The sequence below is a fragment of the Elioraea tepidiphila DSM 17972 genome (genome assembly GCF_000378465.1).
Classification (GTDB): Bacteria; Pseudomonadota; Alphaproteobacteria; order Acetobacterales; family Acetobacteraceae; genus Elioraea; species Elioraea tepidiphila.
This window is the reverse complement of sequence record NZ_KB899935.1, coordinates 45,235-68,826: the sequence shown is the minus strand read 5'-3', so window position 1 is coordinate 68,826 and position 23,592 is coordinate 45,235. Positions and strand designations below refer to the sequence as shown.

Below are 23,592 nucleotides of genomic sequence, written 5' to 3'. Positions count from 1 at the left end.
GGGTGCGAATCGCGGCGAGGCGGCCGCGCCGATGACGCTCGGCGCCTGGCGCGTGGACGGCACCAACGTGCCGCCGCCGCCCGGCCCGCGCTCGCAACGCCGTGCGCGTCCCCTGCGCGGTGCCGTTCGCGGGGCGACGGGATTTCGCGCTGACCGGACGGCTCGCCGGCCGACGATGGATTACCCTTCGAGCTCGCTGTCCCAGTAGAGGAAGTCGCGCCAGGATTCGTGCAGGTAGTTGGGCGGGAAGGCGCGGCCGTTCTCCTGCAACTCCCAGCTCGTCGGCTGGCGCGGCGGATTGCGCGGCCACATCCGGCACTCGCGCGGCAGCCGGTTGCCCTTGCGCAGATTGCAGCAGGAACAGGCGGTGACGACGTTCTCCCACGTGGTGCGCCCGCCCTTGGAGCGCGGCACGACGTGATCGAAGGTCAGGTCATGGGTCGGGAAGGACTCGCCGCAGTACTGGCAGGCGAAGCAGTCGCGCAGGAACACGTTGAAACGCGTGAAGGCGGGGCGGCGCGCCGAAGGGACGTACTCCTTCAGCGCGATCACGGAGGGGAGTTTCATGCTGACCGAGGGGCTGCGCACCTCGGTCTCGTACTCCGACAGCACCGCGACCCGGTCCATGAACACGGCCTTGACCGCGTCCTGCCAGGCCCAGAGCGACAACGGGAAATAGGAGAGCGGGCGGAAATCCGCGTTCAGCACCAGAGCGGGATAGTGACTGCCACCATCCGGCACGCGCCGTTCTCCCTGCGGGGCGGCGCCACACCAGATGTCGGCGACTGTCACGGTGCCGATACCAGATGATGTGGCACAGCCGGTGAACTGCCGGGGTTATGCACAGGATCGGCGGCGATGTCCAGCAATCGCCCGTGGCATCACGCAAGCTTCACGCGGCACTCAGCCGCCCGGCGCGGCCGCGAGATCGGCGCAGAGGGCGGCGAAGGCGCCGATGCCCTCGTCGTCCAGGGTGTGGCCCAGACCCGGACGATAGAGCGCATGCACCGGCACCTGCAGCGCGCGCAGCGCCCGCTCGGCCTCGCGCGTCACCTGGGGCGGCACCACCTCGTCGGCCTCGCCGTGGACCAGCAGCACGGTGGGCCGCGCGGCGAGTTCGACCGGCAGCGACCACAGTCCCGGCATCCCGCCCGAGAACCCGGCGAGCGCGCCGGGCGCATCGGCCATGCGGAGCCCCGCGAACAGCGCCATCATCGCCCCCTGGCTGAACCCGGCGAGCACCCCGGCGCGGTGCGGCAGGCCGAGGCGGGCGCATTCGGCGGCGAAGAACCGTTGCAGCGACGGCGTCATCGACCGCACCCCGGCCTCGATCTGTGGCGTGGTCAGCTCGACCAGGGGGAACCATTGCCGGCCGACCGGTGCGAAATCGAACGGGAACGGCGCGTGCGGGCAGACGAACGCGGTCTCCGGCAGGAGCTGGGCCAGCATCTCGGCGAGGCCGAGCATGTCTTCGCCGTCCGCACCCACGCCATGGCAGAGCACGACGAGCTGACGCGGCGTGCGCCCGGCCGAAGGCGCGAGCCGCGGCCCGTCGAGCGTGATCGCGTGGTCGGTCGGCTGGCTCATCCTGCTCTCCCCTCTGCGTGCCGCCGCGATAGCCTCTCGGCATGGCCGCGTCCATCGTCACCCGATTCGCGCCGAGCCCGACCGGGTTCCTGCATCTGGGCCATGCCATGAGCGCGCTGTTCGCCTGGCGGCGCGCGCGCGAGGCGGGCGGGCGGTTCCTGCTGCGGCTCGAGGACATCGATGCCGGGCGCTGCCGACCCGACTACGCCGCGGCGATCCTCGAGGACCTTGCCTGGCTCGGGCTGGACTGGGATGGCGAGGTGCGCGTGCAGTCGGAGCACATGGTCGAGTACCGCGCGGTGCTGGAGGCGCTTTCGGCGCGCGGCCTGCTCTATCCGTGCTTCTGCACCCGCGCGGAGATCGCGCGTGAGATCGCCGCGATCGGCCACGCCCCGCACGGGGCCGACGGCCCGCTCTATCCCGGCACCTGCCGGCGGCTCTCGGCGGACGAGCGCGCCACGCGGATCGCGCGCGGCGAGGCCCATGCGCTCCGGCTCGACACCGTGGCGGCGATGGCCGCGACCGGCCCGCTCACCGCCGAGGAGGAGGACGAAGGGACCGTCGCGGTCGATCCCGCGTCGCGGTTCGGCGACGTCGTGCTCGCGCGCAAGGACATGCCGGCCTCGTATCACCTCTGCGTCACGCATGACGACGCGGTGCAGGGCGTCACGTTGGTGACACGCGGGCACGACCTCAGGCCGGCGACGCATCTGCACCGGCTCTTGCAGGCGCTGATGTCCTGGCCCGTGCCACGCTGGCATCACCACCCGCTGCTGACCGGTGCGGACGGGAAGCGGCTCGCGAAGCGCGACGCTGCGCTTTCGCTGCGCGCGCTGCGCGCGGCGGGGCGGAGCGCGGCGGAGGTGCGAGCGCTGGCCGGGTTTCCGGGCTGAACCGCGCTACGCCGACCCGGCGGCCGCGATCGCGCGCTTCTCGTCCACCGTCAGGGCCGGCTGCCCGCCCTCGCCCTTCAGCACCACCGTGCGGTAGGGGAACGGGATCTCGATCCCCGCCGCGTCGAACGCCTTCTTGTAGCGGCGGTTGAACTCGCGGCTGACCGACCACTGGCTGCCGGCATTGGTGCGGAAGCGCGCGCGGATCACCACCGCGCTGTCGGCGAAGCGATCGACACCGAGGATCTCCAGGGGCTCGCGGATCACCGCGGCCCAGCGATCCTCGGCCCGCATCGCCTCGGCCGTCGCCTTCAACACCTCGACCACGCGGTCGGTGTCCTCGTGATACGCGACGCCCACGTCGAACACCGAGAAGGCGAAGTCCTTGGTCATGTTCGAGACCATGGTGACGGCGCTGAACGGGATGATGTGCACCGTGCCGTCGAGGCTGCGCAGCCGGATCGAGCGGATCGACAATGCTTCCACCACGCCGCCCTGGCCGCCGACATTCACCACGTCGCCGACCGAGATCGCATCCTCCATCAGCAGGAACACGCCGGTGATCAGGTCCTGCACCAGGCGCTGCGAGCCGAAGCCGATCGCGAGGCCGATCACGCCGGCACCGGCCAGCAGCGGTGCGATGTTCACGCCGATCTCCGAGAGCGCGATCAGCCCGACCACGATGACGATCACCACCATCAGGAAGGTGCGCAGCATCGGCAGCAGCGTGCGCACGCGCGCGCTCTTCGCCACCTGGGCGTCGCGCGAGAGCCTGGTGAGCTGGCGCTGGATCGCGGCGTTCGCGGTCTCCCAGACCAGGAGCGCGACCAGCACCGTGACGCCGATCGAGGCGACGGCACCCAGCAGGCGGCTGCCGAGCTGGCCCGGGCGGAACCAGTCGAAGGCGCCGAGGCCCCAGAGCTGCAGCATCACCACGGCGGCGAAGGCCCAGATCGCGCCGGCGAGCACGCCCTTCAGCGCCGGCACGTAGCGGTTCACCCAGGACTCCAGCCCCGGATGGCGCTCGGCGGTCGCGCGCTTGACCGCGAAGCCGCGTTCGAGCGCGCGGCGCATCGCCAGCTCGGCGAGCTTGGCGAGCCCCAACACCAGGATCGTCGTGATGGTGAAGCGCAGGATGCGGCCGTAGCCGTCCTCGATCTCGAGCGCGGTCACCACCCAGGCGGCGGCGAGATAGAGCGCGGCCAGGATGTGCCAGACATCGGCGAGCCGGTTGCGCACCACCGCCCAGGCGCCGGTCGCCTCGGGGCGGGCGCGGATCGTGTCGCCCACCGCCTCGCGGTTCTGCATCACGATCAGGATCAGCAGGATCGTGATGATCAGCCCGAGCAGCTTGAGAAGGCCCGAGTGGGTGGCGCGATCGAGCCCGAACACCAGCGCCGCTTCGGTCGCGGCGTAGCCGATCACGCCCACCGTGGTGATGCGTTGCAGCCAGATCTGCGCGTAGGCCGCCGTTTCGTCGGACATCTGCGGGATCAGCCGGATCGACGGCGCGTCCGGCGAGAACACCAGCCGGCCGAAGGCGCGCGCGATCCGCGCGGCGAGGTAGGCGTTGTTGGCCACCAGCAGCACGATCTGGCGCGATGGCCAGCGCTCCACCGCCGTGATCAGGCTGTACGAGACGATCGCGAAGGCGATGATCGGGATCACGTCGAGCACGAAATCGCCGAAGGCGGTGAGCGCGCGCGCGCTCCAGTTCGGCGGCTCGCGGCGCAACAGGCGGCTGCGCACCGGCCGCAGCGCCACGATCAGCAGCCGCTCGGCCAGGATGCCCGCGCCCAGCACCAGCGCGATCTTCCACAGCGTGTCGAGCACACCCTCGCGCGCGGCCGGGTCGGCGGCGACGCGGGTGAACCAGGTCCAGACCTGCGGCGCATCCTGGAGCGTCTGCACCACGGCGATGGTGGTCTCGCCGACGCTGACCAGCCGGCCGCTCAGCGCGACCAGCAGCTGCGCGCCGAGACTGTCCGGAGCGAGCGGCAGCGTCGTCTCGGCCGGCCGCGGCTCCGCGGACGGCGGCGCGGGTACGGCCGGCGGGGCAGGGGCGCCGGCCGTCGCTGCGGGCGGTGTCTGGACCGCCGTCTGGGCGGGGGTTTCGGCCGGCGCGGCACCGGCGCGGGCGAGCGCGTCCAGCGCCGAGAGCAGCTCCGCCCGGCGCGCATCGTCGCGCAGGATCTCGGACAGCCGTGCCGCCTCGGCCGCGCCGAGGGCCGGCAACGCCGGGCCTGTGGGGCGAGTCGCCGGCGCGGCCGACTCGGCGGGCCGGGTGGCGGGCGCTGCCGCCGCCGGCGCGGTCTGCTCCTGCGTCTGCGCCGGCGCGCCGCCGGTGATGAGCAGCAGGGCGGCGAGGGCGAACAGCGCGCTCAGCGCGGCGTGACGGCGCATCCGGGGCATGGGTCTCCGTGGCCTGGGAAGGATCGCCCGACGGAACCCCTCCCGTCCCGGGGTGTCAAGCGCGCGCGACGCGGCCTATCGTGGTCGTGTCGCAATGTCTTCCACGCATGCCGAGAAACCCGGGCCTGGCGTCATCACGGTGCTGGTGGCGCTGCTGGCCGTGCACCTCGCCGGCATGGGCGCGTTCCTCGCCGTGCCCGTGCTGGCGCCGCTGATCGGCGCGAGTGCCGGGCTGCCGCCGAGTCTCGCCGGGCTGCACACCTCGATCGTCTATGCCGGCACGCTGGTCTCGGGGCCGCTCACCGGCGCGCTGATCCTGCGCTACGGCGCGGTGCGGCTGTTGCAGGTGGCGCTGGCGGTGATCGCGGTCGGGCTGGCGCTCGCCACCATCGGCCCGGCCTGGGCGCTCGCCGCCTCCGCCCTGGTCTGCGGGGTCGGGCACGGCCCGCTCACGCCGGCGGGCAGCCAGGTCCTGCATACCCGCGCGCCCGCACGGCGACGCAGCCTGATCTTCGGCATCAAGCAGACCGGCGTGCCGGCCGGGGCGGCGATCATCGGCGTCGCCGCACCGGTGCTCGCGGTGGTGGTCGGCTGGCGCGGGGCGATCCTCGCGGTCGCGCTCTTCGGGCTGCTGGTCGCGGCGGGGTTGCAGCCGCTGCGGCGCGGCATGGACGCGGAGGCCGATCCGACGCGGCCGATCTCCTGGCGCGGCGCGCTCGCGAGCCTGCGCCTGTTCCGCGAGCATGCGCCGCTGCGGGCGATCACCATCGCCGCCTCCAGCTTCGGCATCGGCCAGTTCTGCTTCTCCTCCTTCTTTGTCGTCTTCCAGGTCGAGGCGCTTGGCTACGAGCTGGTGGCGGCCGGGGCGCATCTGGCCTTCGCGCAGGTGGCGGGGGTGATCGGGCGCGTGGGCTGGGGCCTGGTCGCCGACCGGTTGGCGCCGGCGCCGGTGCTGCGTTTCCTCGGCGCGGCGATCGCGGCCTCCTCGATCGCCCTGGCGGTCGCGACGCCATCCTGGCCGCCGGCGGCGGTGGCCGTTGCCGGGATCGCCATGGGCGCGACCGCGATCGGCTGGAACGGCGTGCTGCTCGGCGAGACCGCGCGGCTTGCCCCGCCGGGCCAGGCCGGGGCGGCGACCGCCATGCTCGGCGTGGTGTTCGCGCTGGTCATGCTGGCCGCGCCCAGCGTGTTCAGCCTGACGGTGCAGGCGACCGGCGGCTATGCGGCGGGATTCGGCCTCTGCGCCGTGGCCGGCGTGGTCGGCGCGCTCGCGCTGGGGCCGATGGCGCGGGCCGGCTTCACCCGCTCGTGACGCACACGGGACCGCGACGCGCGGCCGCAGACGTGCGATAGCGCCGCCATGCAGACCTTCCTGATGATCCTGGTTGCGATCGCCATGCTCGCCACCCTCGGTGTGCTGCTCGCCGGCGTGGTCGGGCTCGCGCGCGGCAACGACCCCGCGCGGAGCAACGTGCTGATGCGCTGGCGCGTGCTGCTCCAGTTCGGCGCCGTCCTGCTGTTCATGCTGCTGGTCGTGCTCGCCCGCGGCTGATGGCGGCATTTTGACTCGGGCGGCCTGCCCGCCTATGGTCCCGGCCGTTTTGTTGCAGGCGCGAAGACACCTCGCCGCGGATGTGCCGCAGGCGGGAGGGGAGTGCCGGGCCGCCCTCGGGCGGGCTTCTTCCCCGCGCCGCGGAGAGACGGCAGGTCACGCATGAAGATCCTCGTCCCGGTCAAGCGGGTGGTCGACTACAATGTCAAGATCCGGGTGAAATCGGACGGTTCGGGCGTCGACACGGCGAACGTGAAGATGTCGATGAACCCGTTCGACGAGATCGCCGTCGAGGAGGCGGTCCGGCTCAAGGAGAAGGGCAAGGCGACCGAGATCGTCGCGGTCTCGGCCGGGGTTGCCGCCTGCCAGGAGACGATCCGCACCGCGCTCGCGATGGGGGCGGACCGCGGCATCCTGATCGAGACGGATGCCGAGCTCCAGCCGCTCGCGGTCGCCAAGCTGCTGAAGGCTCTGGTGGCGAAGGAGACGCCCGATCTCGTCATCATGGGCAAGCAGGCGATCGATGACGACATGAACGCGACGGGCCAGATGCTGGCCGCGCTGCTCGGCTGGGCCCAGGGGACCTTCGCGAGCAAGGTCGAGCCCGGCGACGGCCGCATCACCGTCACGCGCGAGATCGATGGCGGGCTGGAGACGGTCGATCTCAAGCTGCCGGCGATCGTGACCACCGATCTGCGCCTGAACGAGCCGCGCTACGCCTCGCTGCCGAACATCATGAAGGCGCGCAAGAAGACGATCGAGACGGTGAAGCCCGCCGATCTCGGCGTCGATGTCACGCCGCGGCTCAGGGTGCTGAAGGTGGAGGAGCCGCCGAAGCGCAAGGCGGGGGTGAAGGTCGGGTCGGTCGCGGAGCTCGTCCAGAAGCTCCGCACCGAGGCCAAGGTGATCTGAGGAGGGGCGCGATGGCGATCCTGGTTCTGGCCGATCATGACGGCCGGCACGTGAAGCAGCCGACGCGCAGCGCGGTCGCCGCAGCCGAGCGGATCGGCGGCGAGGTGCATGTGCTGGTGGTGGGCGAGGGTGTGGCCGAGGCCGCGGAGTCGGCGGCGAAGCTGCCCGGTGTCGCCAAGGTGCTGGTGGCGGATGCGCCCGCCTACGCGCATCCGCTCGCCGAGCCGCTCGCGGCGCTTCTCGCGACCCTCGCGCCGGGCTACTCGCATCTGCTGGCGCCCTCCACCACGATGGGCAAGAACGTGATGCCGCGGCTCGGCGCGCTGCTCGACGTGCAGCCGATCAGCGACATCGCCGGCGTGGTCGACGCCGACACCTTCGTCCGCCCGATCTATGCCGGCAATGCGCTCGCCACCGTGAAGTCGTCGGACGCGACCAAGGTGATCACGGTGCGCGCGGCGAGCTTCGACCCGCTGCCGGAGGAGGGCGGGTCGGCGGCGATCGAGCCGGTCGCGGCGGCCGAGGATCCGGGGCTCTCGCGCTTCGTCGGCCAGGAGTTGTCGAAGTCCGAGCGGCCCGAGTTGACGGCGGCGCGCATCGTCATCTCCGGCGGGCGCGGCATGGGCTCGGGCGAGAACTTCAAGCTGATCGACGCGGTCGCCGACAAGCTCGGCGCCGCGGTGGGCGCGTCGCGTGCGGCGGTGGATGCGGGCTTCGTGCCGAACGACTACCAGGTCGGCCAGACCGGCAAGATCGTCGCCCCCGAACTCTACGTGGCGGTCGGCATCTCGGGCGCGATCCAGCACCTCGCCGGCATGAAGGACAGCAAGGTGATCGTCGCGATCAACAAGGACGAGGAGGCGCCGATCTTCCAGGTCGCCGATTACGGGCTGGTGGCCGACCTGTTCCAGGCCCTGCCCGAACTCGCCGCCGCGCTGGACAGCAAGTGATGACCATGGACACGAAGACGACCCCGGCCGAGGCGCAGGCGACGATGGAGGTCCCGACGATCGCGGCGATCGGCGTGATCGGTGCGGGCCAGATGGGCAGCGGCATCGCCCATGTCTGCGCGCTTGCCGGGCTGCCGGTGACCATGATCGACGTCAAGCCCGAGGCGCTCGAACGCGCGCGCGGCGTGATGGCGAAGAACATGGACCGCCAGGTCGCCAAGGGCACGATCTCGGCCGAGGACAAGGAGGCCGCGCTCGCGCGCATCCGCACCGGCACCGACTACGCGCTGCTCGCCGACGCCGATCTCGTGATCGAGGCCGCGACCGAGAAGGAGGAGATCAAGAAGACGATCTTCCGGGCGCTCTGCCCGCATCTCAAGCCCGGATGCCTGATCGCGACCAACACCTCCTCGATCAGCATCACCGGGCTTGCTGCCGCGACCGACCGCCCGGCGAAGTTCATCGGCATGCATTTCATGAACCCGGTGCCGGTGATGAAGCTCGTCGAGGTGATCCGCGGCATCGCCACCGACGAGCCGACCTTCCAGGCGATCCAGGCGCTCGCGGCGAAGCTCGGCAAGACCACCGCCGTGGCCGAGGATTTCCCGGCCTTCATCGTCAACCGGATCCTGGTGCCGATGATCAACGAGGCGGTCTATGCGCTCTACGAGGGTGTCGGCGACATCCGCTCGATCGACACGGCGATGAAGCTCGGCGCGAACCATCCGATGGGGCCGCTGGAGCTTGCGGACTTCATCGGCCTCGATACCTGCCTCTCGATCATGCAGGTGCTGTACGAGGGGTTGTCGGACAGCAAGTACCGGCCCTGCCCGCTGCTGGTGAAGTATGTCGAGGCGGGCTGGCTCGGGCGGAAGACCGGCAAGGGCTTCTACGACTACTCGGGCGAGACGCCGCGGCCGACGCGGTAGGGCGCGCCGCGACTACGTCACCGTCTCGAGTTCGTCCTCCGACAGCCCGCCCGGCACGATCACAAGCGGCGTGCGGAGCTGGCGGTTGTACCGCCCCGTCAGCGCCGTGATCAGCGGTCCCGGCCCCTCGGATGACGTCGAGGAGGCGAGCACCAGCACGCTGATGCCCTTCTCCTCGGCGAGCAGCTTCAGAAGCTCGTCGCGCGCCTCGCCCTCGCGCAGGTAGAGCACCGGCATCGTGCCGGTGATCCGGTTCACCTCGGCGGCGAGGCCCTGCAGCAGCTGTTCGGCCTCGGCGCGCCGCTCCTCGCGCATCATCTCCTCCACGCCCGCCCATTCGGTCTGGCCGGGCGGCTCGGTGACGCGCAGCAGGGCTACGCGGCCGCCGCCGCGCGCGGCGCGCAGCGCCGCGTAGCGCAGCGCGACCGCCCGTTCCGGGCTGTCGTCCACCACCACGAGGAAGGTGCGGTCGCGCCGGGCGGCCTCATGCTCGGCGGCTTTGGAGGCGGTCTCGTCGGTCATGACCGCGCATCATACCCGCCTCTGCGCCGATCGCGCGAGCCGGTCTCAGTTCCGCCGGAACAGCACGCTGCCGGCCCAGCCGGCCAGTGCCGCGACCAGCACCGCGCCGAAGCCGTAGAACCAGGAATGGTCGTGCGCGAAACGCCAGATCTCGGCCGAGGTGCCGACCCGGCGGACGACGAGCGAGACATCGCGTGCAGCGACGATGCGCCCGTCCTGCACCGCCAGCACATCCACCCGGTACGGTCCGGGAACCACCGTCGGCGGCAGGAAGACGCGGGTATGGAAGAGCCGGTCTCCGACGAGGGTCACGCCGTCATCCACCTGGCGATAGAGCCCGGCATCGGTCTTGATCTCCACCAGCGCGTCGCGGAACGCGGGATCGTCGCGCGACCCCTCGGGCCGGAGCGGCAGCGCGTCCAGCCCGAGCCGGAGCCGTTGGCGCTCGCTCTCGGGCAGGATCTCGGTGAGCGGCCGGGTCGAGGCGATGGCGTAGAAGGTCGGTGCGGTGTTGAAGATCTCGGAGGCGCCGTTCACCCACATGCCGGCGATGCGGGTCTTCTGCCGCACCACGAAGGGCAGCGCCGGCCCGCGCACGGCCACCACCAGGTCGGCGGGCGCCGTCTCCTTGGCGCCGAACACCAGCAGTTCCGCGCCGGTGAAGCCGGTCGTGACCTCGATCTCGCGCTGCGACAGCTCGGCGACCAGCGCCGCCGCCGGCGAGGGCGCGAACAGGGAGGCGGCGAGCAGCGCGGCGGCGAGGCGGGGAGGGCGGCTCACAGCAGCGGTTCCACCACGAACATGGCCTCGGGGCGGCGGAACAGGTTGATGCCGAGCTCCAGCGCCACCATCAGCACCAGGAGGCCCAGGAGCCCGCGTGTCTCCTCGCCGCGGAGCCGCGAGCCCATCGCCGCGCCGAATTGCGCGCCGGCGACCGCGCCGGCCATCAGCAGCAGCGAGAGGATGATGTCCACGCTCTGGGTGCTGACCGACTGCATCACCGTCACCGCCGCGGTGACGAACACCACCTGGAACAGCGAGGTGCCGATCACCACCCCGGTCGGCATGCCGAGCAGGTAGATCATCGCGGGCACGAGAATGAACCCGCCGCCCACGCCCATGATCGCCGACAGCAGGCCGATGCCGAAACCGATCAGCACCGGCGGGATGACGCTGATGTAGAGCCGGCTCTGGCGGAACCGCATCTTCAGCGGCAGGCCGTGCATCCAGAAATGCTCGTGCAGGCGGCGGCGGATCTGCCGGCGGCGACGCATCAGGGCGCGTACGCTCTCGGCCGCCATCAGCGAGCCGACGATGCCGAGCACCACGACGTAGAACAGCGCGACCACGAGATCGAGCTGGCCGAGACTTCGCACCAGCACGAAGAGCTGCACCCCGAGCGCCGAGCCCGCGAGCCCGGCCGCGGTCAGTACAGCGCCCATCTTCGCGTCCACGTTGCCGCGTCGCCAATGCGCGATCAGCCCGGAGATCGAGGCGCCCATGGTCTGGTTGGCCGAGGTCGCGACCGCGACCGCCGAGGGGATGCCGATGAAGATCAGCAGCGGCGTCATCAGGAACCCGCCGCCGACGCCGAACAGGCCGGAAAGCAGCCCGACCGCGAGCCCGATGCCGACGACCAGCAGGACGTCGACCGACATCTCGGCGAGGGGAAGGTAGACCTGCATTCGAAACGACTCGCGGCGGCCGCGGCAGAGTGGGCCGCAGGGCCGGAGGGAACAAGGCGAAACAGGCAGAACTGAGGAAGGATTGAAGAAAACGTGGCGGGGGGACCACGCTGGTCCCCCCACACTCCCCTGCACGACGGGGTCCGCGGCACGCCCAACGAGGCGCGCCGCCCTCAGGGGGGGGGGCGGGGGGCCTTGCGGCCCCCCGGTCAGTGTCTTTCCTTGGTCGCGCCGAAGCGGAGCGCCGGCCACTCCTCGATCGCGCGGTTCAGCTGCCAGCGGCTCGGCGCCAGGAACACCGGATCGCCATCGCGATCCTCGGCGATCGCGCTGCGATGCCGCTCCACGAACCGCGCCACCTCCTCGCGCGCGCCGGCGATCCAGCGCGCCGCCTCGGCCGGCGCGGTCTCCAGCGCGATCTTCACGCCGTATTCCGCCATCATCCGGCTCTCCAGCACGTCGAGCTGGAGCTGGCCCACCACGCCGACGATCCACTCCGCGCCGATCACCGGGCGCAGCACCTGCACCACGCCCTCCTCCGCGAGATCCTCGAGGCCTTTCCGCATCTGCTTCGCCCGCATCGGATCGGCGAGCCGCACCCGGCGCAGGATCTCGGGCGCGAAATCCGGCAGCCCGGTGAACCGGATCGGCTCGCCCTCGGTCAGCGTCTCGCCGACGCGGAGCGTGCCGTGGTTCGGAATGCCGATGATGTCGCCCGGATAGGCCTCCTCGGCGAGCTCGCGGTCCTGCGCGAAGAAGAAGATCGGGTTCTGCACCGCGAGCGCCCGGCCGGTGCGCGTGGGCGTCAGCCGCATGCCGCGCCGGAACCGCCCCGAGCAGAGCCGCACGAAGGCGATCCGGTCGCGGTGCTGCGGGTCCATGTTGGCCTGCACCTTGAACACGAAGCCCGTGGTCGTGGGCTCGTCCGGCTCGATCGCGCGCGGCTCGGCCGGCTGCGGCCGCGGCCCGGGCGCATGCGCAGCCAGGAAGTCGAGCAGGCTCGCCACCCCGAACCCCCGCAGCGCGGAGCCGAAGAACACCGGCGTCAGATGCCCCTCGCGATACGCCTCGGCGTCGGGCGCCGGGCAGGCCGACAGCGCGAGCTCGGCCTGTTCGGCGAGCGCGGCCCGCGCATGCTCCGGCAGCAGTTCCACCAGTGCCGAATCGTCCGGACCGGTCACGTCCACCGCGCGCGCATACCCCGCTGTGCCGTCCTCGCCCGGCAGCAGCACGCGGTTCGCCCGCAGATCGAACAGGCCGCGGAAGTCCGTGCCCATGCCCACCGGCCAGGTGATCGGCGCGGTGTCGAGCGCGAGGCTCGAAGCGATCTCGTCCATCAGCGCGAACGGGTCCTGGCCCTCGCGATCGACCTTGTTGATGAAGGTGGCGATCGGGATGTCGCGCAGCCGGCAGACCTCGAACAGCTTGCGGGTCTGGCTCTCGATGCCCTTCGCCGCGTCGATCACCATCACCGCGGAATCGACCGCGGTCAGCGTCCGGTAGGTGTCCTCGCTGAAATCCTGGTGGCCCGGCGTGTCGAGCAGGTTGAAGGTGATGCCGTCACGTTCGAAGGTCATCACCGAGGAGGTGACGGAGATCCCGCGCTTCTGCTCGATCTCCATCCAGTCCGAGCGGGCGCGCCGCCGATCGCCGCGCGCCTTCACCTCGCCGGCGAGCCGGATCGCCCCGCCGGCCAGCAAGAGTCGCTCGGTCAGCGTGGTCTTGCCGGCGTCGGGATGGGCGATGATCGCGAAAGTGCGGCGGGGGCTCGCGGCCTGCGTGGCAGGCCGGCCCGGGAAGGGTCCGTCGTTCATGATGCGCGGCACCATGCCGGACCGGTGCGCGCCGCACCAGCGCCGGGTGCGCGCCCCGCCCTTGCGCCCGCGCGGGACCGGTCGGGCGTTTTTGTGTTGCATCGCAGCATGATCTCCCCCATGTCCCGGCCATGCCCCAGCAGACGACCCCCGAACGGGCCGCCGGCCGCGTGGCCTCGTTCTCCCGACCGAAGCGGATCGAATTGGCCCTGCAGGGCGGCGGCGCGCATGGCGCCTTCACCTGGGGCGTGCTGGACCGGCTGCTCGCCGACGAGGCGATCGCGATCGAGGGGATCAGCGGCACCTCCGCCGGGGCGATGAACGCCGTCGTGGTGGCCGACGGGCTGGTGCGCGGCGGTCGCGACGGCGCGCGCGCGGCACTCGAACGGTTCTGGCGCGCGGTCAGCGATGCCGCGCGCACGAGCCCGGTGCAGCGCACCTGGCTCGACCACGCGCTCGGCCGCTGGACGCTCGATCTCTCGCCCGGCTATCTCGCGATGGACCTCGCGAGCCGGCTGCTGTCGCCCTACGACACCAATCCGCTCGATATCAACCCGCTGCGCGATCTCGTGCGCGAGACGGTCGATTTTGGCAACGTCAACCGCTGCGACGCGCTGAAGGTGTTCGTCGCCGCGACCAATGTGCGCACCGGCCGGCCGCACGTGTTCCGCCAGCCGAAGATCGCGCTCGACAGCGTGATGGCCTCGGCCTGCCTGCCCTTCCTGTTCAAGGCGGTGGAGATCGAGGGCGAGGCCTACTGGGACGGCGGCTACATGGGCAACCCCGCGCTCTATCCGCTGGTGGACGAGTGCGACGCGCGCGACCTCGTGATCGTGCAGATCAATCCGCTGGTGCGTGCCGAGGTGCCGAAATCCGCGCGCGACATCCTCAACCGCGTCAACGAGCTGAGCTTCAACGCGTCGCTGCTGAAGGAGCTGCGCACGATCCTGCTGCTGAAGCAGCTCATCGATGTCGAAGGCCTGGAGCGCGAACGCTATCGCGACATGCTGATCCACCGCATCCACGCCGAGGCCGAGATGGCGGCTCTGGGCGTATCGTCGAAGCTGAATGCGGAATGGGCCTTCCTGAGGCACCTGCACGATGTCGGCTGGCAGGCGGCCGACCGCTTCCTTGCGGAGCACCGCGACGATCTCGGCGCGCGCTCGACCTATCCGCTCGACCACGTGCTCTGGGGCAGCGTCCGGCCGGCCGCGATCGCCGACGGCACCGGCGCGGAGAACGCCGCGTGACCGGCATAATCGGCGTCGTCCTCGCCCTCGGGCTGCTGATCTATCTCGCCTATCGTGGCGTCACGGTGCTGATCCTGGCACCGCTGATGGCGGTGCTCGCGGCCGGGTTCGACGGCGGCGTGCCGCTGCTCGCCACCTACACCCAGGTGTTCATGCGCGCGACCGGCGACTTCATCGTGCCGTTCTTCCCGCTGTTCCTGCTGGGCGCGGTGTTCGGCAAGCTGATGGACGACAGCGGCAGCGCGGAGGCGATCGCGCGCGGCATGGTCGCCCGCCTCGGTGCCGGGCGCTCGATCCTCGCCGTGGTGCTCGCCTGCGCGGTGCTGACCTATGGCGGCGTGTCGCTGTTCGTCGTCGCCTTCGCGGTCTATCCGGTGGCGGCGGCCCTGTTCCGACAGGCGGACATTCCGAAGCGGCTGATCCCGGCGACCATCGCGCTCGGCGCCTTCACCTTCACCATGACCGCGCTGCCCGGCACGCCGGCGATCCAGAACGCGATCCCGATGCCCTATTTCGGCACCACGCCGTTCGCGGCCCCCGGGCTCGGCGTGATCGCGGGGCTGATCATGCTTGGGATGGGCCTCGCCTGGCTGACATTCCGCGAGCGGCAGGCGCGCGGTTCCGGCGAGGGCTACGGCGGCTCGGCCGATGGCGCGGCGACACCCGACAAGAACTTGCGCGAGCGGGCCCAGGGCGAGGGCTTCGACCTGATGGAGATCGGCGCGCACCCGCCGCCCGAGACGCGCGCGCTGCCCTCCTTCGCGCTCGCGATCGCGCCGGTGGCGCTGGTGGTCGCGCTCAACCTCGTCTTCACCGCGCTGGTGATCCCGCGGCTCGACACGTCCTATCTCGCGCAGCCGGAGTATGGCGCGACCGACATCACCGCAGTGCGCGGCCTCTGGGCGATCGTGCTGGCGCTGACGATCGCGATCGTCGCGATCGCGATGGCGAACCGCGCGCGCCTGCCGAAGCTGACCCGCTCGCTCGACGACGGCGCCAACGCCTCCGTGCTGCCGATCTTCAACACCGCCTCGCTGGTGGGGTTCGGCGCGGTGGTCGCATCGCTCGGCGCGTTCGAGACGATCCGCGACGCGGTGCTCGGCGTGGGCGGGGGCAATCCGCTGATCTCGCTCGCGGTGGCGGTGAACGTGCTCGCGGGGATGACGGGCTCGGCCTCGGGCGGGATGAGCATCGCGCTGAAGACGCTTGGCCCGACCTATCTCGAACTCGGTCAGGCGGCAGGGATCGCGCCCGAACTGCTGCATCGCGTCACCACGGTCGCCACGGGCGGCCTCGATGCGCTGCCGCACAACGGCGCGGTGATCACGCTGCTCGGCATCTGCGGGCTGACCCACCGGCAGGCCTATGGCGACCTGTTCGTGGTCGCCGCGCTCGGGCCGATCGTGTCGCTGGTCGTGCTGATCCTGCTCGGGACGTTCGTCGGGACGTTCTGATACCCGGCTGCCAAAGGTTCGACCTTTGGCAGCCGGGTATCGCGCGTCGGGCTGGTGGGGCGGCCACGCGCGAACGAAACCCCATGCCGGCCTGCCGAGGGTGAAACCTTCGGCAGGCTGGTATGAGCGCGGCGGGGCAAGACCCCGCCGCGCCCAACACACACTACGCGCCCTGGATCGCCGCGCGCATCTTCGCCGGCGTATAGGGGATCGAGCGCATGCGCACACCCGTCGCGTCGAAGATCGCGTTGCTGACCGCCGACGGCACGATCGCCGCCGCCGGTTCGCCCGAGCCCCAGGGTCGCTCGGTCGGCCGGTCGATCAGCTCGACGATGATCTCCGGCACCTCGGGCATGGTGATCACCTGGTAGGTGCTCCAGTCCACGCTGGTCACCGCACTGCGGCTGAAGGTCAGCTCCTCCTTGAAGGTGCGCGAGAGCGTGTGGACGATGTTGCCCTCGACCTGCGCCTTCACGCCGTCCGGGTTGATCATCTGCCCGCAATCATGCGTGCACCAGAACCGCGTGACGCGGATCGCGCCGGTGCGGCGGTTCACCTCCACTTCGGCCACGCCGGCGACATAGGTGCGCACCAGCTCGTACTTGCAGTAGCTCACGCCGCGGCCGCGCAGGATCTCGCCCGAGCGGTCGGATTGCGGCGAGGGGCGCGTCTGCCAGTTGGCGAGCCGGGCCACGCGCTCCAGCACCTCGCGTCCGCGCGGATCGTCCGCCGGCAGGTAGCGCAGCCGATAGGCGATCGGATCGGCGCCGGCCGCCGCCGCGCATTCGTCGATGAACGCCTCGTTCGCGTAGGTGTTCTGCATCCGCCCCGGCGTGCGGATCCAGGACGGGCGGAACGGCGTGGAGTCGAGCCGGTGGCAGGTCGTCTTGACAGCCGGGAACGTATACGGAACCGCGAGGTTGTGGATGATGTTGCCGGGATGGATCTGGTTCTCGCGCGGCAGCCCGGCGAGCTCCGCGGTGGTGAGATCCACGTTGCCGCCCGCGCCCTTGGGAATGAACGCCTCGCTCTCCCAGCCGACGATGTTGCCCTGCGCGTCGAGCCCCGCGCGCAGATCGACCAGATGGGGCGGCCCCTTCGGATCCCAGGCGTGCTCGTCCTGGCGCATCCATTGCAGACGCACGGGCCGGCCGACGGCGCGCGCAAGCAACGCGGCGTCGGCGGCCGCGTCCTCGTGGCCGTTGCGGCCGTAGCAGCCCGAGCCTTCGAGATAGATGCAGCGGATCTGCTCGATCGGCATCCCCAGCATCAGGCCGAGCTGCTTGCGCAGGTTGTGCGTCGCCTGGCTCGCGGTCCAGACCGTGAGCCGCCCGCCCGCGAACTCGGCGACCGCGCAGGACGGTCCCATCGACGCGTGGCTGTGGATCGGGAAGTCGTAGGTGGCCGACAACGTCTTCGCCGCCCCGCGGATCGCCTCGCCCGGGTTGCCGCGATCGGAGGTCACCTGCACCTGCGCGACCGGGGTCGCGCGCACATGCTCCCAGATCCGCGCCTGCTCCGGCAGGCCCGCCCAGGACGACCAGCGCACGCTGAGCGCGCGTGCGGCCTTGATCGCAGCCCATTCCGTCTCGGCAACCACCCCCACATAGTTGCCCTCGCGCACCACACGCACCACGCCCGGGATGCCGCGCACCGAGCCCTCGTCCAACGTCTCGACGGTCGCGCCGAGTGCGGGCGGGAACACCGTGCGGCCGTGCAGCATGCCGTCGCGCCGGACGTCGTAGACGTAGCGGAACCGGCCGAACACCTTGTCGGGGATGTCGACGCGGGGCACCGCGCGGCCGACGATCCGGCGCGCCTCGGGCGGCTTGATCGGCGCGTTCGTGTCCACCTTGAGATCGAGCGCGCGTCCGCCGACCAGTTCCGCGTAGCTGACGCGCCCCTGCGCGCCGATCACCACCCCGTCCTCGACCCGCAGGGACGCAGGCTCGGCGCGCAGCCGCTCGGCGGCGAGACGGAGGAGCTCGCGCCGCGCGGTGGCGCACGCCGCGCGCAGCTGCACCCCGCCGTTCTGGATCGAGAGCGAGCCATAGGTCGGCCCCTGATCGGGGGTGAGCGCGGTGTCGCCCTCGATCACCGTGACGCGCGCCATCGGCACGTCGAGCTCGTCGGCGGCGATCTGCATGAACCCCGTGCGCACGCCCGTGCCGAGATCGACCTTGCCGATATGCACGGTCACGGCGCCGTGCGCGTCGATCGACAGGAAGGTGGCGACCTCGTCGGTCGCGACCGGCTTCTCGGTCCAGGCGGCGGCACCACGCGGGGCGAGCCCGACCGAGAAGGCGACGGTCAGCGCGCCGCCGGCCTTGAGGATCGCGCGGCGATCGAGGACTGCGTTCATGGCTGCCTCCCTCACGCTTGGGCCGCGCGCAGCACCGCCGCGATCACGCGCGGCTGGGTGCCGCAGCGGCAGATCACGCCGGCGAGTTCCTCGCGGATCTGCGCCTCGGTCGGCCTCGGATTCCTCGCGAGCAGCGCCGCCGACTGCATGATCATGCCGGGAAGGCAATAGCCGCACTGCACCGCCTGCTCCTCGATGAACGCCTTCTGCACCGGGTGCGGCCGCTCGGGCGTGCCGAGCCCTTCGAGCGTGACGATGCGCTTGCCGCGCGCCTGCACGGCCGGGACCTGGCACGACCGCACGGCCTCGCCGTCGAGGTGCACGGTACAGGCGCCGCATTGCGCCAGCCCGCAGCCGTAATGCAGGCCCGTCAGGCCGAGCTCGTTGCGCAGCGCATAGAGCAGCGGCATGTCGGCATCCTCGGCGCGCAGCGTCACCGCGCGGCCGTTGACCGTCGTCTGGACGTTCTCGCTCATCGTTCCCTCCGCGCCCGCTCTCCGCTCCGGGGACGGGCTTGGCGGGGACTGTCCTCCCATCGCCGCCGGTCCGCAACCGGAAAGACGCGGGCCCGCCAGTGACGCCGGCGCGATCATCGGGACGCGCGCCTGACGCGCCGCGCCACCTCGCCTATCATCCGCCTCCACGCATCGGAGTCGCTCGCCATGGATCAGCAGACTCTCGCGCGCCTGCGCGCCCGCTACGCCGAGGCCAAGCCGGGCGAGGTGTTCGATCCGCGCTTCGCCGCGATCGCGCGCGCGCATTTCGCCGAGGGCGGGCGCCGGCGCTGGCCGTTCGAGGGGCCGGCGAGCCTGCTCTCCGCCCGGCTCGACACCGCCGCGGCCGAGGCGCCCGATCTCGGCGGGCTCGACATCGCCCTGTTCGGCATCCCGATGGATCTCGGCGTGACCAACCGCGCCGGCGCCCGCCTCGGCCCACGCGCGGTGCGCGCGGTCGAGCGCATCGGCCCCTACGATCCGGTGCACGACCTCGTGCCGCTGAGCCGCGGCCGCATCGCCGATATCGGCGACATCGCCCTGCCGACGCGCTATTCGCTCGAGCGGTGCCACGAGGCGATCGAGGCCTTCGTCGCGCGCGTTCATTCTGCCGGCGCGCGGCCGCTGATGGTGGGCGGCGATCATTCCATCACCCTGCCGATCCTGCGCGCGCTCGGCCGCGACCGTCCGCTCGGCCTCGTCCACATCGACGCCCATGCCGATACCGCGGGGATGCAGGAGGGCACGAAGTTCCATCATGGCGGACCGTTCCGCGAGGCGGTGCTGGCGGGCGCGCTCGACCCCGCGCGCACGATCCAGATCGGCATCCGCGGCGGCGCGGGCTGGCTGTGGGAGTTCTCCTACGACAGCGGCATGACCGTGATCCCGATGGACGAGGTGGACCGCATCGGCATCGCGGGCGTGATCGAGCGCGCGCGGAGCGTGATCGGTGACGGCCCGGCCTATCTGTCCTTCGATGTCGATGCGCTGGACCCGGCCTTCGCCCCCGGCACGGGCACGCCCGAGGCGGGCGGGTTCACGACGCGCGAGGCGATCGCGCTCTTACGCGGGCTGGCCGGGCTCGACATCGTGGCGGGCGACGTGGTCGAGGTCGCGCCGCAGTACGACGCGACGACGGTCACGGCGCAGGCGGGGGCGCAGATGCTGTTCCAGATCCTCTGCCTCATGGTGCTGGCACCGGGTTTTCACCCGCGTGGGGTGGACGGCGCAGATTCGTGATGTTGTACCCGCCTGTTCGAATCGACCCCAAATGATCTGGTCCCTGCGCGGAAACCATACATTCGTCATGGTGAAGGGCGGCATTGAAACCCGGCTGTAACCAATCGGGCTTCGACAAGGCGGGATTGGCGCTGTATACGGTCTGGCCCGCGGCGGACCGTGCCACCATCGACGGTACACTTCGTCGCGGTGACTCGGGACATTTCGACGAGGTGAGCATGCTGGGCGATGTCGGGTGGCCTTATCCTTGGTCGCGCGATGGCGCGACCCGGCGGCGGGCCGGGTTCTGCAAGGCGCATCGCGCCCGGGGCAGCGGCCGGTGACCCTCGTCCTGCTCTACGTCGCCGAGCCTGCCGCACGGGAGCGGAGCGTGGTGCGGCGGAGCGTCAAAGGCCATGTCCGGGCCGCGGCGATGCGCAGCTTCGACCGCTTCCGCTGGCGGGTGCTGAAGGATTTCCGCATCGACTTCGATGCCTGGCGCGTGGTCGATCACACGAACAAGGGTGACGCCGCGATCCGCGAAGCGATCGCGGCGCAGCTCGCTGCGCTGCCTTTCCGAACGCCTCCCATGTTCGTCGAGGTGGGGAGGGGCGAGCTGACCGAGCGGCATGTCGCGCGGCTCAACCAGGAGAATGGCCTGTTCGTGATCGCGGGCAGCGGCTATTTCTTCTTCGGCCCGGATAACGAGCTGCCGCGGCGAATCGAGCGCGATATCGAGCTGATCCGGCGCATGAGCTGCGCGCGCATCGTCTACGGCTCGGGCGTCAACCAGATAAGCACTGACGGCACGCTGCAGGCGCTTGCCCCCGCTACTGTTGCGCCCCGTTCCCTCGCGATGCTGCGCGAGCTTGCGGCCAACATGGACCTAGTGGCGGTGCGCGACGAGAGCAGCCGGGACCTGCTTGCCGCAGTGTGCGAACAGCCGGTGCATCTGATCGGTGACCCGGCGCTATTTTTGGTGCCGAGGCAGAGCTTGCAGGTGCACGCGGGGCAGCAGCCTGCCCTTGTCGGCCTCAACTTTGCCTTGCACGGGCCGAACAGCGCCGCGAGCCTGCCCGACCGAATGCGTTGGATCGTGCCGCTGGTCTGCCGGATGCGTGACGCGTGGCAGTGCCGGTTCCGCTACGTGATGCACAGCGATGTCGAGCGCCTATTTCCGGTGCTGCTGCGCCAGCACGGCATCGAGACCGAGGTGATCGATGCGCCGCCACAGGCGACGCTCGATGCCTATGCAGCGCTCGACCTGCATGTGTGCCAGATGATGCATTCGAGCATCCTGGCCATCGCCGCCGGCATCCCAACCGTCAATATCGGCTACGACGTCAAGAATCGCGCGTTCTTCCAACTCATGGGCATTGGCGATCTCTGCTTCGGCGTGAAGGGCGTCGATCCGGAGTGTGTGTTCGACCGCGCCGCGCGGTTATTCGCGGAGCGCGAGGCATTTGCGGCAACGATCGGCGCAGCGAAGCGGCGTCTTGCCGACGCGCTCGCGCGCTTCCAGGCGGAGATTGTCGCCCTGATGGCGCACAGTTCGGAGCGCGCGGGCGCGGCATAATGCCGTCCGATCGCCGACCCGCAACGGCTTCACGGCCCGTGTCGGAGTGAGACCCGGGCTGATGGAAACGCCTGCGTAGCAGGAATGAGGTGGTGCGGCCCGACGCGCCCGGCCCATGTCGCGCCACGTCCCACCCGGCCCCCGCCGCCTCGGGCGTACGCAGGAACGCCTCGACCGCGGACGCGGTGTCGGCGAGGAACGCCGGCAGCCAGTGATCGCCCGGCGCGGATGTCGATCGCCCGTTCGCGCCGCCTGGACGCAACGCCCGGGCCGTCGTTCACTGCCTCGCCGATCCGGAGGCCAGCCATGACCGACCCTCGCCGCAGGAACGCCCCCGCCATCCGCGCGCCCCGCGGGCCGACGCTGAACGCCAGGTCTTGGACCACCGAGGCGCCGCTTCGGATGCTGATGAACAATCTCGACCCGGAGGTGGCCGAGCGTCCCGACGAGCTCGTCGTCTATGGCGGCATTGGCCGGGCGGCGCGCGACTGGCGGAGCTTCGACACGATCGCCTCGGTGCTGAAGCGGCTGGACGAGGAGCACACGCTGCTGGTGCAGTCGGGCAAGCCGGTCGGCGTCTTTCCCACGCATCCCGACGCGCCGCGCGTGTTGATCGCCAACAGCAATCTCGTCCCGGCCTGGGCGAGCTGGGAGCATTTCAGCGCGCTCGATCGGGTCGGGCTGATGATGTACGGGCAGATGACGGCAGGCTCCTGGATCTATATCGGCAGCCAGGGGATCGTGCAGGGCACCTACGAGACCTTCGCCGAGGTCGGGCGACGCCATTACGGCGGCGATCTGGGCGGGAAGTGGATCCTCACCGCGGGCCTCGGCGGCATGGGGGGCGCGCAGCCGCTCGCCGCGGTGTTCGCCGGCGCCTCGATGCTGGCGATCGAGTGCCAGCCGAGCCGGATCGAGAAGCGGCTTGCGACCGGCTATGTCGATGCCTGGGCCAAGAGCCTCGACGAGGGCCTCGCGATGGTGCGCGATGCCTGCGCCAGGCGCGCGGCGATCAGCGTCGCGGTGCTGGGCAATGCGGCCGAGCTGTTCCCCGAACTCGTCCGCCGCGGCGTGCGCCCCGATGCCGTGACCGACCAGACGAGCGCGCATGATCCCGTCAACGGCTACCTGCCTGCAGGCTGGACGCTCGCCGAGTGGGAGGAGCGGCGCGTGTCCGACCCGGTCGGCACCGCGGCAGCGGCGAAACGCTCGATGGTGGCGCATGTGCAGGCGATGCTGGACTGGCACCGGATGGGCGTGCCCGTGCTCGACTACGGCAACAACATCCGCCAGATGGCGAAGGACGAGGGCCTGGCGGATGCGTTCGCCTTCCCGGGCTTCGTGCCGGCCTACATCCGCCCGCTGTTCTGCCGCGGCATCGGACCGTTCCGCTGGGCCGCGCTGTCCGGCGATCCGGAGGATATCCGCCGCACCGATGCGCGCGTGCGCGAACTGATCCCCGACGATCCGCATCTGCATCGCTGGCTCGACATGGCCGAGGCACGGATCAGGTTCCAGGGCCTGCCGGCGCGCATCTGCTGGGTGGGGCTGGGCCAGCGCCACCGTCTCGGCCTTGCCTTCAACGAGATGGTGGCGACCGGAGAGCTGTCCGCGCCGATCGTGATCGGGCGCGATCATCTCGACAGCGGCTCGGTCGCGAGCCCCAACCGCGAGACCGAGGCGATGCTCGACGGGTCGGACGCGGTCTCGGACTGGCCGCTGCTCAACGCCCTGCTGAACTGCGCTTCGGGGGCCACCTGGGTCTCGATCCACCACGGCGGCGGCGTCGGCATGGGATACTCGCAGCACGCCGGCATGGTGATCGTCGCCGACGGCACCGCCGCGGCGGCGAAGCGGCTTCAGCGGGTGCTGTGGAACGATCCGGCGACGGGGGTGATGCGCCACGCCGATGCCGGCTACGACCTCGCGATCGCCTGCGCGCGCGAATACGGGCTCGATCTGCCGATGCTCGATCGCTGAGC

20 protein-coding genes are annotated in these 23,592 nt (G+C 71.1%); 11 read left to right on the top strand and 9 right to left on the bottom strand.

Going from position 1 to position 23,592, the window contains the following annotated elements; genetic code table 11:
* Positions 1 to 180 precede the first annotated feature (180 nt).
* Entirely contained in the window at positions 181 to 741 is a 561-nt protein-coding gene (locus F563_RS0117825) for an HNH endonuclease (protein WP_019016054.1), read from the bottom strand.
* Positions 742 to 903: 162 nt separating this feature from the next.
* Positions 904 to 1,587: an alpha/beta hydrolase gene (locus tag F563_RS0117820; RefSeq protein WP_019016053.1), complete on the bottom strand. Its 684-nt coding sequence runs from the start codon at positions 1,585 to 1,587 to the stop codon at positions 904 to 906.
* A 41-nt stretch (positions 1,588 to 1,628) separates the two neighbouring features.
* On the opposite strand from F563_RS0117820, the gene gluQRS reads away from it, so the two are divergent.
* Positions 1,629 to 2,480 (top strand): tRNA glutamyl-Q(34) synthetase GluQRS, encoded by an 852-nt coding sequence (gene gluQRS, locus F563_RS0117815; protein ID WP_019016052.1) that lies wholly within the window; start codon positions 1,629 to 1,631, stop codon positions 2,478 to 2,480.
* A gap of 6 nt (positions 2,481 to 2,486) precedes the next feature.
* Here the strand turns inward: gluQRS and F563_RS23170 are convergent, their stop codons facing one another.
* Positions 2,487 to 4,892, bottom strand: a complete 2,406-nt coding sequence (locus F563_RS23170) for a mechanosensitive ion channel domain-containing protein (RefSeq protein WP_245557161.1) — start codon at positions 4,890 to 4,892, stop codon at positions 2,487 to 2,489.
* A gap of 94 nt (positions 4,893 to 4,986) precedes the next feature.
* Between F563_RS23170 and F563_RS23165 the strand changes: the two genes are divergently transcribed.
* The 5 genes from F563_RS23165 (at position 4,987) to F563_RS0117785 (ending at position 9,235) form a co-directional block, all read left to right on the top strand.
* Positions 4,987 to 6,204: an MFS transporter gene (locus tag F563_RS23165; RefSeq protein ID WP_051089425.1), complete on the top strand. Its 1,218-nt coding sequence runs from the start codon at positions 4,987 to 4,989 to the stop codon at positions 6,202 to 6,204.
* A gap of 48 nt (positions 6,205 to 6,252) precedes the next feature.
* On the top strand, positions 6,253 to 6,444 hold the full coding sequence (locus tag F563_RS0117800; protein ID WP_019016049.1) for a twin transmembrane helix small protein: 192 nt from the start codon (positions 6,253 to 6,255) through the stop codon (positions 6,442 to 6,444).
* 162 nt (positions 6,445 to 6,606) lie between these two features.
* The gene (locus F563_RS0117795; protein ID WP_019016048.1) at positions 6,607 to 7,356 is read left to right on the top strand and encodes an electron transfer flavoprotein subunit beta/FixA family protein; all 750 of its coding nucleotides are present in this window, start codon (positions 6,607 to 6,609) and stop codon (positions 7,354 to 7,356) included.
* 11 nt (positions 7,357 to 7,367) lie between these two features.
* A complete protein-coding gene (locus tag F563_RS0117790; protein WP_019016047.1) occupies positions 7,368 to 8,306 on the top strand; it encodes an electron transfer flavoprotein subunit alpha/FixB family protein in 939 nt (312 codons plus the stop codon).
* Positions 8,306 to 9,235, top strand: a complete 930-nt coding sequence (locus F563_RS0117785; protein WP_019016046.1) for a 3-hydroxybutyryl-CoA dehydrogenase — start codon at positions 8,306 to 8,308, stop codon at positions 9,233 to 9,235. The genes F563_RS0117790 and F563_RS0117785 overlap by 1 nt, the downstream gene beginning before the upstream one ends.
* Positions 9,236 to 9,247: 12 nt before the next feature.
* Here F563_RS0117785 and F563_RS0117780 read toward each other — a convergent pair whose 3' ends face one another.
* The 4 genes from F563_RS0117780 to F563_RS0117765 form a co-directional block, all read right to left on the bottom strand.
* The gene (locus F563_RS0117780; protein ID WP_019016045.1) at positions 9,248 to 9,757 is read right to left on the bottom strand and encodes a universal stress protein; all 510 of its coding nucleotides are present in this window, start codon (positions 9,755 to 9,757) and stop codon (positions 9,248 to 9,250) included.
* Between the two features lie 45 nt (positions 9,758 to 9,802).
* Complete coding sequence (locus F563_RS0117775) at positions 9,803 to 10,537, bottom strand: TIGR02186 family protein (RefSeq protein WP_019016044.1); 735 nt, start codon at positions 10,535 to 10,537, stop codon at positions 9,803 to 9,805.
* A complete protein-coding gene (locus F563_RS0117770; protein WP_425386949.1) occupies positions 10,534 to 11,415 on the bottom strand; it encodes a sulfite exporter TauE/SafE family protein in 882 nt (293 codons plus the stop codon). The genes F563_RS0117775 and F563_RS0117770 overlap by 4 nt, the downstream gene beginning before the upstream one ends.
* Positions 11,416 to 11,651: 236 nt before the next feature.
* Entirely contained in the window at positions 11,652 to 13,256 is a 1,605-nt protein-coding gene (locus F563_RS0117765) for a peptide chain release factor 3 (RefSeq protein ID WP_035575616.1), read from the bottom strand.
* 131 nt (positions 13,257 to 13,387) lie between these two features.
* Between F563_RS0117765 and F563_RS0117760 the strand changes: the two genes are divergently transcribed.
* Both F563_RS0117760 and F563_RS0117755 read left to right on the top strand, forming a co-directional pair.
* Positions 13,388 to 14,506: a patatin-like phospholipase family protein gene (locus F563_RS0117760; protein WP_019016041.1), complete on the top strand. Its 1,119-nt coding sequence runs from the start codon at positions 13,388 to 13,390 to the stop codon at positions 14,504 to 14,506.
* Entirely contained in the window at positions 14,503 to 15,960 is a 1,458-nt protein-coding gene (locus tag F563_RS0117755) for a GntP family permease (protein ID WP_019016040.1), read from the top strand. The genes F563_RS0117760 and F563_RS0117755 overlap by 4 nt, the downstream gene beginning before the upstream one ends.
* Positions 15,961 to 16,123: 163 nt before the next feature.
* On the opposite strand, the gene F563_RS0117750 is transcribed toward F563_RS0117755, so the two are convergent.
* Both F563_RS0117750 and F563_RS0117745 read right to left on the bottom strand, forming a co-directional pair.
* Positions 16,124 to 18,322 (bottom strand): xanthine dehydrogenase family protein molybdopterin-binding subunit, encoded by a 2,199-nt coding sequence (locus F563_RS0117750; protein WP_019016039.1) that lies wholly within the window; start codon positions 18,320 to 18,322, stop codon positions 16,124 to 16,126.
* Between the two features lie 11 nt (positions 18,323 to 18,333).
* Positions 18,334 to 18,798 carry a (2Fe-2S)-binding protein gene (locus tag F563_RS0117745; protein ID WP_019016038.1) on the bottom strand — a complete coding sequence of 155 codons (465 nt, stop codon included), beginning with the start codon at positions 18,796 to 18,798 and terminating at the stop codon, positions 18,334 to 18,336.
* A gap of 186 nt (positions 18,799 to 18,984) precedes the next feature.
* Here F563_RS0117745 and speB point away from each other — a divergent pair, with 186 nt between their 5' ends.
* The 3 genes from speB (at position 18,985) to hutU (ending at position 23,590) form a co-directional block, all read left to right on the top strand.
* A complete protein-coding gene (gene speB / locus F563_RS0117740; protein ID WP_019016037.1) occupies positions 18,985 to 20,055 on the top strand; it encodes an agmatinase in 1,071 nt (356 codons plus the stop codon).
* A gap of 319 nt (positions 20,056 to 20,374) precedes the next feature.
* The gene (locus F563_RS0117735; protein ID WP_019016036.1) at positions 20,375 to 21,610 is read left to right on the top strand and encodes a polysaccharide pyruvyl transferase family protein; all 1,236 of its coding nucleotides are present in this window, start codon (positions 20,375 to 20,377) and stop codon (positions 21,608 to 21,610) included.
* Between the two features lie 306 nt (positions 21,611 to 21,916).
* Positions 21,917 to 23,590 carry a urocanate hydratase gene (gene hutU / locus F563_RS0117730; RefSeq protein WP_026299687.1) on the top strand — a complete coding sequence of 558 codons (1,674 nt, stop codon included), beginning with the start codon at positions 21,917 to 21,919 and terminating at the stop codon, positions 23,588 to 23,590.
* Positions 23,591 to 23,592 lie beyond the last annotated feature (2 nt).